Origin of the sequence: Streptomyces sp. CC228A (assembly GCF_021390935.1) — a bacterium.
Lineage (GTDB): Bacteria > Actinomycetota > Actinomycetes > Streptomycetales > Streptomycetaceae > Streptomyces.
In genome coordinates, this window is the sequence record NZ_JAJPUI010000005.1 from 424,048 (window position 1) to 437,627 (window position 13,580).

14 protein-coding genes and 1 pseudogene are annotated in these 13,580 nt (G+C 72.7%); 6 read left to right on the top strand and 9 right to left on the bottom strand.

The features are described 5' to 3' along the window. Positions 1-87: 87 nt before the first annotated feature. The gene (locus L6E17_RS17380; protein ID WP_236241654.1) at positions 88-681 is read right to left on the bottom strand and encodes a TetR/AcrR family transcriptional regulator; all 594 of its coding nucleotides are present in this window, start codon (positions 679-681) and stop codon (positions 88-90) included. Next, complete coding sequence (locus L6E17_RS17385; protein ID WP_236241655.1) at positions 681-2,222, bottom strand: 3-hydroxyacyl-CoA dehydrogenase; 1,542 nt, start codon at positions 2,220-2,222, stop codon at positions 681-683. The genes L6E17_RS17380 and L6E17_RS17385 overlap by 1 nt, the downstream gene beginning before the upstream one ends. Before the next feature lie 123 nt (positions 2,223-2,345). Here L6E17_RS17385 and paaN point away from each other — a divergent pair, with 123 nt between their 5' ends. Then, the gene (gene paaN, locus L6E17_RS17390) at positions 2,346-4,040 is read left to right on the top strand and encodes a phenylacetic acid degradation protein PaaN (RefSeq protein ID WP_236241656.1); all 1,695 of its coding nucleotides are present in this window, start codon (positions 2,346-2,348) and stop codon (positions 4,038-4,040) included. 131 nt (positions 4,041-4,171) lie between these two features. On the opposite strand, the gene L6E17_RS17395 is transcribed toward paaN, so the two are convergent. From L6E17_RS17395 to L6E17_RS17405, 3 genes are all read right to left on the bottom strand, one after another. Next, positions 4,172-4,879, bottom strand: a complete 708-nt coding sequence (locus L6E17_RS17395; RefSeq protein WP_236241657.1) for a TrmH family RNA methyltransferase — start codon at positions 4,877-4,879, stop codon at positions 4,172-4,174. After that, positions 4,876-6,111, bottom strand: coding sequence for an HTTM domain-containing protein (locus L6E17_RS17400; RefSeq protein ID WP_374109071.1), 1,236 nt, complete (start codon positions 6,109-6,111; stop codon positions 4,876-4,878). Before L6E17_RS17400 ends, L6E17_RS17395 begins: the two co-directional genes overlap by 4 nt. A 415-nt stretch (positions 6,112-6,526) precedes the next feature. Beyond that, positions 6,527-7,249 (bottom strand): DUF5819 family protein, encoded by a 723-nt coding sequence (locus tag L6E17_RS17405; protein WP_236241658.1) that lies wholly within the window; start codon positions 7,247-7,249, stop codon positions 6,527-6,529. A 111-nt stretch (positions 7,250-7,360) separates the two neighbouring features. Here L6E17_RS17405 and paaA point away from each other — a divergent pair, with 111 nt between their 5' ends. From paaA to L6E17_RS17430, 5 genes are read left to right on the top strand one after another with little or no spacing between them, the layout of a single operon-like run. Then, positions 7,361-8,389 carry a 1,2-phenylacetyl-CoA epoxidase subunit PaaA gene (paaA, locus tag L6E17_RS17410; protein ID WP_236241659.1) on the top strand — a complete coding sequence of 343 codons (1,029 nt, stop codon included), beginning with the start codon at positions 7,361-7,363 and terminating at the stop codon, positions 8,387-8,389. Further along, entirely contained in the window at positions 8,386-8,673 is a 288-nt protein-coding gene (gene paaB / locus L6E17_RS17415; protein ID WP_236241660.1) for a 1,2-phenylacetyl-CoA epoxidase subunit PaaB, read from the top strand. The genes paaA and paaB overlap by 4 nt, the downstream gene beginning before the upstream one ends. Beyond that, complete coding sequence (paaC, locus tag L6E17_RS17420; protein WP_236241661.1) at positions 8,670-9,398, top strand: 1,2-phenylacetyl-CoA epoxidase subunit PaaC; 729 nt, start codon at positions 8,670-8,672, stop codon at positions 9,396-9,398. The genes paaB and paaC overlap by 4 nt, the downstream gene beginning before the upstream one ends. After that, a complete protein-coding gene (paaD, locus tag L6E17_RS17425; protein WP_236241662.1) occupies positions 9,392-9,886 on the top strand; it encodes a 1,2-phenylacetyl-CoA epoxidase subunit PaaD in 495 nt (164 codons plus the stop codon). Before paaC ends, paaD begins: the two co-directional genes overlap by 7 nt. Next, entirely contained in the window at positions 9,887-10,948 is a 1,062-nt protein-coding gene (locus tag L6E17_RS17430) for a 2Fe-2S iron-sulfur cluster-binding protein (protein WP_236241663.1), read from the top strand. A 53-nt stretch (positions 10,949-11,001) separates the two neighbouring features. Here the strand turns inward: L6E17_RS17430 and L6E17_RS17435 are convergent, their stop codons facing one another. From L6E17_RS17435 to L6E17_RS17450, 4 genes and pseudogenes are all read right to left on the bottom strand, one after another. Then, positions 11,002-11,346, bottom strand: a complete 345-nt coding sequence (locus L6E17_RS17435; protein WP_236241664.1) for a rhodanese-like domain-containing protein — start codon at positions 11,344-11,346, stop codon at positions 11,002-11,004. 159 nt (positions 11,347-11,505) lie between these two features. Next, a complete protein-coding gene (locus L6E17_RS17440) occupies positions 11,506-12,432 on the bottom strand; it encodes a hypothetical protein (RefSeq protein WP_374109072.1) in 927 nt (308 codons plus the stop codon). A 33-nt stretch (positions 12,433-12,465) separates the two neighbouring features. Next, positions 12,466-12,795: pseudogene (locus tag L6E17_RS17445) on the bottom strand (DUF2252 family protein); the annotation flags it as partial. Between the two features lie 428 nt (positions 12,796-13,223). Further along, positions 13,224-13,571 (bottom strand): hypothetical protein, encoded by a 348-nt coding sequence (locus L6E17_RS17450; protein WP_236241665.1) that lies wholly within the window; start codon positions 13,569-13,571, stop codon positions 13,224-13,226. Positions 13,572-13,580: the final 9 nt, after the last annotated feature.

The window sequence follows — 13,580 nt, forward strand, 5'->3', positions numbered from 1 at the left end:
CAACCGGGCCGGCGTCCGCGTTCCGCCCGCTGCCGCGCAGCCGCGCGACGCCGTCGGGCGGGCGGTCCGCGGCCTGCTTTCCGCTGCTCAGTGGGCGGTGCGCAGCCCGTCGAAGGCCATGTGGACCACGGCGTCGGCGAGCTGCTGCCGCTCGGTGCCGTCGCCGTGCTGGGGCCGGTACCACTCGACCAGCGAGTTCACCATGCCGAAGAGCAACCGGGTAGCCAGCCGTATGTCCACGTCCGCGCGCAGGTCGCCGTCGGCCGCGGCCGCCTTCATCAGGTCCGCGACGCGCTGGTCGAACTCGCGGCGGCGCTCCAGGGCCCAGCGCTCGGTCCGGGTGTTGCCGCGGACCCGCAGCAGCAGCGTCACATAGGGCAGTTCGTCCATCAGCACCTCGACGGTGCGCCGGGTCACGTACTCCACCCGTTCGACGGCACGGCCCTGCAGCGCCGGGGCCTCCTCCAGGACGGCGAACAGCCCGTCCAGGGCGCGGCTGACGGCCCGCCGCAGCAGTTCCTCCTTGCCCGCCACATGGTGGTAGATGGACGACTTCGAGATGCCCGCCGCCTTGGAGAGGTGCTCCATGGAGGTGCCGTCGTAGCCGCGCTCGTTGAAGACCCGGACAGCCACGGAGAGCAGGGTCTCGGGGGTGTAGGTGTCCCGCCTGGGGGTGCTCATCAGTCGGCCCTCGCGTCCTCGGCGTACCCGCGCCGCACGGTTCCCAGGGCCGGTGCGTAGCGGCCCGTGGGATAGCGCTTGTGCATTTCCTTCAGGAGGTCGGCCACGCGCGCGTAGCCGACCTTTTCTCCCCAGGCGAGCGGACCCACCGGGTAGTTCACGCCGAGCCGCATCGCCGTGTCGACGTCCTCCGCGGTCGCGACGCCGCGGTCCACGGCATCCACGGCGATGTCCACGAGCATGGCCACGGTACGGGCGACGATCATGCCGGGGACGTCCCCTATGACGGAGACCTGCTTGCCGAGGGCCTGGAAGAGCCCGACGGCCTCGCTCAGCGCCTCCGGGGCGGTGTCGTCGCATGTGGCCAGGGCGACACGGCGCGCGGCGGCGTAGTCCAGTGCCAGGTCGAAGTGGATGATCTGGTCGTCGCCGTACTCCGCGGACGTCTCGCCGTCGGCCAGGCACAGGCGCCCGTCGGACGGCAGGTCGATCCAGCCGTTGCCGGCGCGCCGGCGGACCTCGATCCCCGCTCGCTCGATCAGCTCCACCAGCGGTTCGGCCGGTCCGAGGTCGCCGCGCACGGTGACGTGATGCGGTGGGTCGGCCGGCGGGGCGGTGTGCGGTTCGGGGCGCTCGTCGCCCTCTCCGTACGGGAACCATCCGTGGCCCGTCTTGCGGCCCAGGCGGCCGGACTCCACGAGCCGGCGCTGTGCCAGGGAGGGCGTGAACTTCGGGTCGTGAAAGAAGGAGTCCCACACGGACCGGGTGACCGCTTCGTTGACGTCCTGCCCGATCAGGTCGGTGAGCTCGAAGGCGCCCATCCTGAAGCCGCCGCACTCCCGCAGGACGGCGTCGATGGTGGCCGGGTCGGCGCCCCGCTCCTCGTGGACCCGCAGGGCTTCGGCGTAGAACGGCCGGGCGACCCGGTTGACGATGAAGCCGGGGGTGTCGGCGCAGCGCACCGGGGTCTTCCCCCAGGCGCCGGCCGTGTCGTACGCGCGCGTGGCGGCGGCCTCGTCGGTGGCGAAGCCGCTGACGATCTCGACGAGCGGGAGCAGCGGCGCCGGGTTGAAGAAGTGCATGCCGACGAAGCGGCCCGGGAGGCGGAGCGCTCCGGCGATGGCGGTGACGGAGAGGGACGAGGTGTTGGTGGCGAGCAGGCAGTCCTCGGCGACGGTCTTCTCCAGTGCGCCGAAGAGCTCCTGCTTCACGTCGAGCCGCTCGACGATCGCCTCGACGACAAGGGCGGCGTCGGCGAGCTCGTCGAGCGCGGCGGCGGGCCGGAGCCGGGAGGCGGCCGCGTCGCGCTCGTCCTGCGTGAGGCGGCCCTTGGTGACGAGCCGGTCCAGACGGTCGAGCACGGCGGTCGCGGCGGCGTCCGCGCGGCCGGGTGCGGCGTCGTAGAGGCGTACGGGGTGGCCGGCGACCAGCGCGACCTGCGCGATGCCCTGGCCCATGGTGCCGGTTCCGACGACGGCGACGGTGCTGCCGCGGGGGACGGCGGCGTGCGCCGCCCGGGTGGTGGCCTCGGTGTCGGTCATGCCGGCGATCCTTCCCGATGGGTTGTCCACATGTCCGAGAGACCCCCTTGTCCCGACCGATCGTTCGGTTACTCTAGCTCTGTCCGCCTGTCCCTGCCCAGCTCACCGAGGAGTTGGTCCGCCATGGCCGCCGCGCAGCTGACCCCCGACCACCTGGCCGAGAGGCACCGGCCCACTCTCGACCAGGCCCTTGAGGCGATCCGGACGCGCGCCTACTGGTCCCCGCACCCGGAGCACCCCAAGGCGTACGGGGAGAACGGCTCCCTCAACGCGGCCGACGGGCACGCCGCCCACCAGGCGACGCTGAACACCCGCTTCGAGCTGGACCAGCCCGGCACCGACGGCTGGACCGGCGGCGAGGTGTCCCCGTACGGCCCGGCGCTCGGCGTCGAGTACCCGCACGTGGACGTGGACGTGCTGCTCCCGGCGATGCGCACCGGTCTGGCGGCCTGGCGGGACGCCGGTGCGGAGACCCGCGCCCTGGTGTGCCTGGAGGTCCTGGCCCGCATCAGCGCCCGCACGCACGAGTTCGCACACGCGGTCATGCACACCAGCGGCCAGGCGTTCATGATGGCGTTGCAGGCCGGCGGGCCGCACGCCCAGGACCGCGGCCTGGAGGCGGTGGCGTACGCGTACGCGGAGCAGACGCGCACGCCCGGCGAGGCCGAGTGGTCCAAGCCGCAGGGCAAGCGGGACCCGCTGGAGCTGCGCAAGTCCTTCACCCCGGTCGGCCGGGGCGTCTCCCTGCTGGTCGGCTGCAACACCTTCCCCACCTGGAACGGCTACCCCGGCCTGTTCGCCTCGCTGGCGACGGGCAACGCGGTGCTCGTCAAGCCGCACCCGCGCGCGGTGCTGCCGCTCGCCCTGACGGTGCGGATCGCCCGTGAGGTGCTGGCCGAGGCCGGTTTCGACCCGAACCTCGTGGCGCTGGCCGTCGAGCGGCCCGGCGAGGGCATCGCGAAGACCCTCGCCGTGCGCCCGGAGATCCGGATCATCGACTACACCGGTTCGACGTCCTTCGGCGACTGGCTGGAGCAGAACGCCCGGCAGGCCCAGGTGTACACCGAGAAGGCCGGCGTCAACACCGTCGTCGTCGACTCGACCGACGACTACAAGGGGATGCTGTCCAACCTGGCGTTCTCGCTCTCCCTGTACAGCGGCCAGATGTGCACCACCCCGCAGAACCTGCTCATCCCGCGCGACGGCATCTCCACGGACGCCGGCCACAAGTCGTACGACGAGGTGGTCACCGACCTGGCGGCCGCGGTGGACGGCCTGCTGGGCGACGACGCCCGGGCGAACGCACTGCTCGGCGCTCTGGTGAACCCGGACGTCAAGGCCCGGCTCGAAGCAGCCGCGGAGCTCGGCGAGGTCGCCCTGTCCTCCCGCGAGATCGCCAACCCGGACTTCCCCGACGCCGTCGTCCGCACCCCGCTCATGGTGAAGCTGGACGGCTCCAAGCCGGAGGCGGAAGCGGCCTACATGTCGGAGTGCTTCGGCCCGGTCTCCTTCGCCGTGGCCATGGACTCCACGGACGACGCGCTGGAGCTGCTGCGCCGCACGGTGCGGGAGAAGGGCGCGATGACGGTCGGCGCCTACACCACCTCGGCCGACGTGGAGCGCGCCGTCGAGGAGGTGTGCCTGGAGGAGTCGGCGCAGCTGTCCCTGAACCTGACGGGTGGCGTCTACGTCAACCAGACGGCCGCGTTCTCCGACTTCCACGGCTCCGGCGGCAACCCGGCGGCGAACGCCGCCCTGTGCGACAGCGCGTTCGTGGCGAACCGGTTCCGGGTGGTGGAGGTCCGCCGCCCGGCCTGAACCCCGCCCCGGGCGTCCTCGGGCCCGCCTCCTGGTCCGAAGGCCCGGCGCCCGGCCTGAGCACCGCTCCGGCCGGCGCTCGGGCCCGCCGCCCGGCCGCAGCACCGCCGCGGCCCGCGGGTGGCCCGCCGTCAGCCCGCGGGAGGCCCGGTGATCGTCGCGTACCGCTGCACCCAGGAGTGCATGGCGATCGCCGCGGCCGCCCCGGCGTTGATGGAGCGGGTCGACCCGAACTGGGCGATGGAGCACACCATCCGGGCGTGCTTCCTGGCCTCCTCGGTGAGGCCCGGGCCCTCCTGCCCGAACAGCAGCACGCAGCGCCGGGGCAGCACGGTCCGCTCCAGCGGCACGGCACCGGGCAGGTTGTCGATTCCGATGATCGGCAGGCCCTCCGCCGCGGCCCACGCCGTCAGCGCCTCGGTGTCGGGGTGGTGCCGCACGTGCTGGTACCGGTCGGTCACCATGGCGCCGCGCCGGTTCCAGCGGCGGCGGCCCACGATGTGGACCTCCTTGGCGAGGAACGCGTTCGCGGTCCGCACGACGGAGCCGATGTTGAAGTCGTGGCCCCAGTTCTCCACGGCCACATGGAAGTCGTGGCGGCGGGTGTCCAGGTCGGCGACGATCGCCTCACGCGTCCAGTAGCGGTAGCCGTCGACGACGTTGCGCCGGTCCCCGTGGGCGAGCAGTTCGGGGTCGTACTGCTCGCCCCGGGGCCAGGGCCGAGGGTGCGGCCCGACGCCGACCTGCTCGCCGAAGCCGTCGTCGTACTGCAGGGGCTCCGTGCCGTTCGCCGGTCCGGAGCCCTGCAGGGCGGTGTCGGTGGGGGTGTCGCTGCTCACCCGACGAGGGTACGGCCCGCCGCGTCCCCGCTGCCGGGCCGCTGCCCGGGGAGGTGCGCCCCGGACGCGTCCGCACCCCTGGAGCCGTCGGCTCCGGTCCCGCCGCCGCCCCCGGAGTCCCGGGGGCCTTTCCTCGCCCAGGCGCTCCCGACCTGCCGGAGCCGTCGACCGGCACGCAGTACCCGGCCCTCCGTCCACAGCAGGAACACGGTCGGCAGGAACACCGCGTCGGCGGTGATCATCGCGAGGGAGAAGAACGGCAGGCCGAGCAGCACGGCGATACCCGCGTGCTCCGCGATCATCACCGCCAGGAGGACGTTCTTCACCCGCCGGTTCAGCAGGGTGAAGGGGAACGCCACCTGCACGATGACCGTGCCGTAGGTGATGATCAGGACCACGAGGCTGGCGTGGGCCAGCAGGTCCGACAGCGCGGGCCAGGGCGAGAAGTAGTCCAGCTTCAGCGGGTAGTAGAGCGCGGTGCCGTCCTGCCAGCGGGAGCCCTGGATCTTGTACCAGCCGGCGGTCGCGTAGATCAGGCAGACCTCCGCCATGATCACGCCGAGGGTGGCGTTGTGCACCGCGTTCCCGATGATGTCGAGCAGCGTGCGCGGCTGGCCGGGGGCGAACCGGCTGACGAGCCACCACACGCCTTGCGCGACCCACAGCAGCCACAGGAAGCCCAGGAACCAGCCCTCCCCGCTCACGTGCCGGAAGAGCGTCGCAGCCAGCAGGCCGATGCCGAGCAGCGACCACAGCACCGGCCCCACGGCGTCCGACGCGCCGCGTTCCCGGCCGGGGGCGCGGGCCCGGCGCCGGGCGTCCAGGGACCAGACGTGCCCGCAGCGCGTGAGCGTGAGATAGACCGCCATGATGTGGATGACGTTGTCCCCGCCGTCACCCATGAAGACGGAGCGATTCTGCAGCGACAGGACGCCCACCATGAACAGCACGGACGACGCCCGGGTGCGCCAGCCCACCAGCAGCAGGGCGGCACCGACGACGGCGAGGGCGTACACGGCCTCGAACCACAGCGCCGAATCCGTCCACAGCAGGACGGTGAAGGAGCGGTTGTCCGCGATCAGCCGCTCGGCGAGGTCCCATCCCCAGGGGCCGTCGGGGCCGTAGAGCTCGTGCCGGTGCGGATACTCGCGGAGCAGGAAGAAGAGCCAGGTGGCGGCGAAGCCGATGCGGACGACGGCAGCCTGGTAAGGGCCCAGGACGGTCCCGGTCACCTTCCGGACCAGCGGGACGACCCGCCGGTCGAAGGGGCTCTGCGCCGCTGCGCCGGTGGACGCTTCCGACGGCGCCGCTCCCTGCGCGGACGCCTCCGCGGGCCCTCGCGCACCGGTGGGAGCCTCCGGCCCTGCGGACGCCGGAGCCGGGTCCTTCGACCAGGAAGGCGCCCCGGAGGCCCCGGGCGCGATCACTCTGGGCGCCGGGGCAGCCGCCCGTGAAGGGCCCCCGGGCGTGGTCGACGCAGGTGCGGGGGCCTTCGCCCACGAAGGGCCCCGGGATGCGGTCGACGCAGGTGCGGGCGCCTCCGGCTCGGTGCGGTCGCGAGGGGGCCGTCCCGGAAGTCGCGGTCGCCGCGTGCGCCCGGGGCCTGGCGGCTGTCGTCCTCGGGGCTGCGGCCGGTCTCGTTCGCGGTCACCGCGGCGCCGCCTTTCCGTCGCGCCCGCCGGTGACACCGAGCGGCAGGTCCGCCGCGGTCACGGTCCACCAGGGGAGGACGCGGTAGACGGGGCGGGTGTCGTTCTTCTCGCCGCTCCACGGCGGGGCGGCGACGGCGCGGGTCGCGGAGCGCACCTGTATGCGCTCGACCTTCCCGCCGAGGTCCATGTCCTCCAGTCGGAGCATCACGATGCGGCGGATGTAGCGCTCGGACAGTTCGCCGCGGACGCCGGTGGCCCGGTTCTCGTCGTTGTGCCAGTTCGCGAAGAAGTCCCAGGCCCGGCGCAGCTCGTTCTGGTGGACGTGGCTCGGGAAGGGGTTGCCGCGTATCGCCTCGCCGTCCTGCGCGGACAGGTCGGTCCAGGGCGTCAGCCGCCGCTCGCCGCCGACGGTGACCTCGGCGCGGACCTCCACGGCGATGTTCTGCTGGAGCGGGTTGGGGGCGAACAGCTTCCAGTTCTGCTCGAACTCCGGCAGCACCCAGTCGTTCACCGCCTCACCGTGCTTCTTCGTCAGCGTGTTCGCCGGCGCGACGTGCAGGAAGACCATCCCCAGGTGGACGCAGCCGAGCAGGCCGATCGCCACGACCACGACCCCCGCCACGACCTTGTACGGGAGGGACAGCGGGGCCGTCCCGGTGCCCGCGCCGGGCGGGGCGGTGCCGCCCGCCCCTTCACGCCGCTCGCCGTTCGACTCCATCCCGCCCCGATCCGCGTCGTCCCCTGCAGTTATCCACAGGGTTGACACCATACGGGCCGCCGACCGACCATTGAAGTCATTCAACCGAACGATCGGTCGGTAGGGGGCCCGATGACGGCAGTGACCGCTGACTCTCAGCAGGCGTACGAGACGGTGTTCGACGCGGCGATCGCCGCTGACGAGCGCATCGAACCGCGGGACTGGATGCCGGACGCCTACCGCGCCACGCTGGTCCGGCAGATCGCCCAGCACGCCCACTCCGAGATCATCGGCATGCAGCCGGAGGCGAACTGGATCACCCGTGCGCCCTCGCTGCGCCGCAAGGCCATCCTGATGGCCAAGGTCCAGGACGAGGCCGGGCACGGGCTGTACCTGTACAGCGCCGCCGAGACCCTCGGCACCAGCCGCGAGGAGCTGCTGGACAAGCTCCACTCCGGCCGGCAGAAGTACTCGTCGATCTTCAACTACCCCACGCTGACCTGGGCCGACGTCGGCGCCATCGGCTGGCTCGTGGACGGTGCCGCGATCACCAACCAGGTGCCGCTGTGCCGCTGCTCGTACGGTCCGTACGCCCGCGCGATGGTCCGGATCTGCAAGGAGGAGTCCTTCCACCAGCGCCAGGGGTACGAGGCCCTGCTCGCGCTCTCCCAGGGGACGCCCGAGCAGCACGCGATGGCCCAGGACGCGGTGGACCGCTGGTGGTGGCCGTCGCTGATGATGTTCGGCCCTCCGGACGACCAGTCGGCGCACTCCGCGCAGTCCATGGCCTGGAAGATCAAGCGCCACTCCAACGACGAGCTGCGCCAGCGCTTCGTCGACATCTGCGTCCCGCAGGCCGAGTCCCTGGGGCTCACCCTGCCGGACCCGGAGCTGCGGTGGAACGAGGAGCGCGGCCACTACGACTTCGGCCCGATCGACTGGTCGGAGTTCCAGCAGGTCCTCAAGGGCAACGGCCCCTGCAACGAACAGCGCATCACGCAGCGCCGCCGCGCCCACGAAGAGGGAGCCTGGGTCCGTGAGGCGGCAGCGGCCTACGCCGCGAAGCACGCGGCTCCGCGACACGGCACGGAGCAGAACGACACGGCAGTGACCGGCACCGGGCAGCCCGGCACCGGCGGGAACGGGGAGGCGACGGCATGACGACCAGCGACTGGCCGCTGTGGGAGGTGTTCGTCCGCTCACGCCGCGGGCTGTCCCACACCCATGCCGGCAGCCTGCACGCCCCGGACGCGGAGATGGCCCTGCGCAACGCCCGCGACCTCTACACCCGCCGCAACGAAGGCGTGTCCCTCTGGGTGGTGCCGTCCGCCGCCATCACCGCCTCGTCCCCCGATGAGAAGGACCCCTTCTTCGAACCGTCCGCGGACAAGCCGTACCGGCACCCGACCTTCTACGAGATCCCGGAGGGGGTGCAGCACCTGTGACGGCATCCATCGAGTCGGCGGCCCTCGCTCTGGGCGACGACGCCCTCGTGCTGTCCCAGCGGCTCGGGGAGTGGGCGGGCCATGCGCCCGTACTGGAGGAGGACGTCGCCCTCGCGAACATCGCCCTGGACCTCCTCGGCCAGGCCCGCGTACTGCTCTCGCTGGTCGGCGACGAGGACGAGCTGGCCTTCCTCCGGGAGGAGCGGGCCTTCCGCAACGTCCAGCTCGTCGAGCAGCCCAACGGCGACTTCGCCCACACCATCGCCCGCCAGCTGTACTTCTCCACCTACCAGCGGCTCCTGTACGGCCGGATGGCCGCCGCCCCGGAGACCGGAAGCGCGGACCTCGCCGCGCTGGCCGCCAAGGCCGTCAAGGAAGTCGCCTACCACCAGGACCACGCCGAGCAGTGGACCCTGCGGCTGGGCGACGGCACGGCGGAGAGCCGCACGCGGATGCAGGCCGCCTGCGACGCCCTGTGGCGCTTCACCGGCGAGCTCTTCCAACCGGTGGAGGGTGTCGACGTCGACTGGGCCGAGCTGGAGTCCGACTGGCTGGCGTCGGTGTCCGCGGTACTGGAGCGCGCCGGGATCACCGTGCCCGACGGGCCGCGGCTGACGGCGTGGAGCGCGGGCGCAGGCCGCCAGGGCGTGCACACCGAACCGTTCGGGCGGATGCTCGCCGAGATGCAGCACCTGCACCGCAGCCACCCGGGGGCGGCATGGTGACCATGACGCCTCTGGAGGAGGAGCTGAGCCGGCTCGCCGGCTCGGTGCCGGACCCCGAGCTGCCGGCGCTGACCCTGGAGGAGCTGGGTGTGCTGCACGGGGTGGAGGTCCTCGCCCCCGGCCGGGTGAAGGTCGCTCTGACCCCCACCTACACCGGCTGCCCGGCCATCGAGGCGATGTCCGCGGACATCGAGCGGGTCCTCCACGAGCACGGCATAGCGGACGTCTCCGTGGTGACGGTGCTCTCGCCCGCCTGGTCCACCGACGACATCACCGACGAGGGCCGGCGCAAGCTCAGCGAGTTCGGCATCGCGCCGCCCCGCCGGCAGGCGGCCGGCGGCCCGGTCCCCCTGGGGCTCGCCATCCGCTGCCCGCACTGCGGCTCGACCGACACCGAGCTGCTCAGCAGGTTCTCCTCCACCGCGTGCAAGGCACTGCGCCGCTGCGCGTCCTGCCGGGAGCCCTTCGACCACTTCAAGGAGTTGTAGATGTTCCATCCGCTCCGGGTGAGCGAAGTCGAGCGGCTCACCGACGACTCCGTGGCCGTCACCTTCGCGGTCCCCGCAGAGCTGCGGGACGCGTTCCGCCATACGCCGGGCCAGCACGTCACGCTGCGCCGGGTGTCGGCCGGCGGCGAGGAGACACGCCGTACCTACTCGATCTGCTCCCGTGCCGTACCGCCCGGGGCGGATCCGGTGCTCCGCGTGGGCATCCGGCTGGTCGACGGCGGCGAGTTCTCCACGTACGCCCTCAAGGAGCTCGCGGTGGGGGACACCGTCGAGGTCATGGAGCCCATGGGCCGGTTCCTGCTGCCGCCGCGTCCCGGGCACTTCGCGGCAGTCGTCGGCGGCAGCGGCATCACCCCGGTCCTGTCCATGGCGGCGACCCTGCTGGACCGCGAACCGGAAGCGCGCTTCTGCCTGGTGCGCAGTGACCGCACCGCCGCGTCGACGATGTTCCTGGACGAGGTCGCGGACCTGAAGGACCGCTACCCCGAGCGGTTCCAGCTGGTCACGGTGCTGTCCCGGGAGGAGCAGCAGACGGGCCTGCCGTCGGGGCGCCTCGACGAGGAGCGCCTGACGCGGCTGCTTCCGGCGCTGCTGCCGCTCCCGGACGTCGACGGCTGGTTCCTGTGCGGTCCCCTGGGGCTGGTGGAGAACGCCGAGCGGGCCCTGCAGGGGCTCGGGGTGCCGAAGGGCCGCATCCACCAGGAGATCTTCCATGTGGACGACGGCGCCGCGGCGGCCCGCACACGCCTCCCGGGAGAGGCCTCACACGCCGCTCTGACGGCGACGCTGGACGGGCGCTCCGGGACCTGGCCGGTCGAGGAGGGCGAGACGCTGCTGGAGACCGTGCTGCGTGCCCGCTCCGACGCGCCGTACGCGTGCAAGGGCGGGGTCTGCGGCACGTGCCGTGCGTTCCTCGTCTCCGGCGAGGTCCGCATGGACCGCAACTACGCGCTGGAGGCGGAGGAGACGGAGGCGGGCTATGTGCTGGCCTGCCAGTCGCATCCCCTGACCGCCGAGGTGGAACTCGACTTCGACCGCTGAGCGCGCGGCCGGGCACCCGGGCCGGCCCCTGGACCAGGGGCCGGCGGGGCAGGTCACAGCACGACGGCCGGGGCTCCGTGCTGCGTCGTCATGGGACGCCCGGCGGCCTCCCAGGCGATCATGCCGCCCTCCACGTTGACGGCGTCGATGCCCTGCTGCACCAGGTACTGGGTGACCTGCGCGGAGCGGCCGCCGACGCGGCACATCACATAGGCGCGGCGCCCGTCCGCCACGGCCTCGGTCACCTCGCCGAAGCGGGCGACGAAGTCGCTCATCGGCACGTGCAGGGCCCCTTCGACGTGCCCAGCCGTCCACTCGTCCTGCTCCCGGACGTCCAGCAGCAGCGCGTCGGCCGGCACGGACGCGACGTCCACGGTCGGCAGCGGGGCGAAATTCATGGGTCAGGCCTTCTCTCGTGTACAGCGCGGCGGGGAGCTGGTGCGAGCACTGGCGGCGCTGCGCCGGTGCCCCCTGCCAGCATCGCATTCCGAGCCGGGTACCCCGCGGCGCCTGGCCCCGGTGGCCGCCGCGGCCCCGGAAGGCGCGGACCGGTGGCCTCAGGAGGCGCGCAGCCCCGCCAGCTCCGCCTCACGCTCGGACACCTGGGCGAGGAGCTGCTCGGCCACCTCGTCGAGCAGCCGGTCCGGGTCGTCGGGGGCCAGCCGCAGCATGGAACCGATCGCCCCCTCCTCCAGCTCCCGGGCGAGCGCCGCCAGCAGCTCCTTGCGCTGCGCCAGCCAGTCCAGGCGGGCATAGAGCTGCTCGCTCTCGCTCACGTCGGCGGCCACGGGGGCGGGTCCCGCGTCCCACTCGTCCGCGAGCTCGCGCAGCAGGGCCTCGTCGCCGCGGGCGTACGCGGCGTTCACACGGGTCAGGAACTCGTCGCGCCGTGCCCGCTCCGCGTCCTCCGTCACCAGGTCGGGGTGCGCCTTGCGGACGAGTTCCCGGTAGAGGCGGCGCGCCTCGTCACCGGGCCGCACCCGCGGGGGTGCCTGCACGGACTGCTCGTTCAGCATGGCCGCCGCTTCCGGGGACAGCCCCTCGGAGTCGACCCAGTGGTGGAACAGCTCGTCCACCCCGGGCATCGGCATCACCATGGCCCGCAGCTCCTGCGCCCTGCGCAGGTCCTCCGGATCGCCGCTGCGCTCGGCCCGCGCCTCCGCGATCAGCGCGTCCAGCTCCTCCAGGCGCGCGTACACGGGCCCGAGCCGCTGGTGGTGCAGCCGCGAGAAGTTCTCCACCTCGATGCGGAACGTCTCCACCGCGATCTCGAACTCGATCAGCGCCTGCTCCGCGGCCCGCACCGCCCGCGCCAGCCGCGCCTCAGGCGCCTCCACGGCCTGGGGCGCTTCCGCGGCTTCGGGCGCCTCCACGGCCTGGGGCGCCTCCCCGGCCTCAGGCACTTCCGCGGCCTCCGGACCGTCGCCGGCCTCGGGTGCCTGCGGGGCGGGGGCGCCGTTCACGTCGTCGCTCGGGGTCGTCACCCGACCAGACTACGGGCGGCCGGCCGCTGCCCGTCACACCCCCAGCTCGGCGCGGACCCGCCCGCTGCGCACGGCGGCCAGCAGGTCGGCGTGGTCCGCCTCCGTCCGGTCGGCGTAGGCCACGGCGAACCGCGCCACGGCGGCGTCCAGCTCGTCGCTCTTGCCGCAGTACGCCGCTATGAGCCGCGGGTCTGCACTGTGGGCGTGCGCCCGGGCCAGGAGCGCCCCGGTCATCCGCCCGTAGTCGTCGATCTGGTCGGCCGCCAGCGCCGACGGGTCGACACTGCCCTTGCGGTTGCGGAACTGCCGCACCTGGTACGGACGGCCCTCCACTGTCGTCCAGCCGAGCAGCCCTTCGACTACAGCACATAAGGCGCTGTGAGCTGGGCATACAAAGACCCCGCCCGGCAGCGTGTTTGCGGACAGACAGCCGGACGGGGCTATACGCCACGGTACCGGGTCGGAGCACGTGGAAGCCCCGCCCATGCGCCACGGGGGCAGCACACGAACGGGGCCGGGGCCGACACGCTGAGCTGTCTTGCTCGCCGTCGCTCAGCGGGCCGGGGTCTACTCGCAGCGAGTCACGCGGGCATGATCGGTGTACTCGCGCCGGAACACGTCGTGACCAGTCCGGCCGGTATGCCGTAGCGCCCAGTCTTGCGCGTCGTCCGGGTCGCCCTGGGGACCCGATGACTGACCGCACCCGTGCGCCGTGCAGAACAGTTCAGCCGTGACACCGCCTTCCGGCACGTGGGTGATGACGTGCTTCACGTACCGCATGACCGTGCGGCTCATCCGAACGCCTCAGCGGGCAGAGTCGGGGCCGCATCCTCGCTGTCTTCTTCCGGCACGTCGTCCGCCATGCCGAGACGCAGCCCGCGCGACTCAGCCACCCTCAGCGCGTCCCGCAGCGACTCAGAGAGCCGCGCGACCATAAACCGCAGCTCCGTAGGCGATGCCTTGGGGTCTTCGAGCACCGCGCCGACGTGCCCCAGCAGCTCAGCGCCTAACCGGAGCTGTACCGCTTCCATCTCGTCGGCGAGACGGGAGAGGTAGCCGCCCTCCGCGCCGTCCGTGCTGAGCAGACACGCCTTGCCGTCCTCAGTCGTCCACGGCAGGAGTCTTGCAACGCTGGACACGGGTGCGCC

Excerpts from the sequence above, each read along its gene's own strand:
- L6E17_RS17380 (WP_236241654.1), bottom strand. The coding sequence starts at position 681 with ATGAGCACCCCCAGGCGGGACACCTACACCCCCGAGACCCTGCTCTCC.
- L6E17_RS17385 (WP_236241655.1), bottom strand. The coding sequence starts at position 2,222 with ATGACCGACACCGAGGCCACCACCCGGGCGGCGCACGCCGCCGTCCCC.
- paaN (WP_236241656.1), top strand. The coding sequence starts at position 2,346 with ATGGCCGCCGCGCAGCTGACCCCCGACCACCTGGCCGAGAGGCACCGG.
- L6E17_RS17405 (WP_236241658.1), bottom strand. The coding sequence starts at position 7,249 with ATGGAGTCGAACGGCGAGCGGCGTGAAGGGGCGGGCGGCACCGCCCCG.
- paaA (WP_236241659.1), top strand. The coding sequence starts at position 7,361 with ATGACGGCAGTGACCGCTGACTCTCAGCAGGCGTACGAGACGGTGTTC.
- paaB (WP_236241660.1), top strand. The coding sequence starts at position 8,386 with ATGACGACCAGCGACTGGCCGCTGTGGGAGGTGTTCGTCCGCTCACGC.
- paaD (WP_236241662.1), top strand. The coding sequence starts at position 9,392 with ATGGTGACCATGACGCCTCTGGAGGAGGAGCTGAGCCGGCTCGCCGGC.
- L6E17_RS17430 (WP_236241663.1), top strand. The coding sequence starts at position 9,887 with ATGTTCCATCCGCTCCGGGTGAGCGAAGTCGAGCGGCTCACCGACGAC.
- L6E17_RS17435 (WP_236241664.1), bottom strand. The coding sequence starts at position 11,346 with ATGAATTTCGCCCCGCTGCCGACCGTGGACGTCGCGTCCGTGCCGGCC.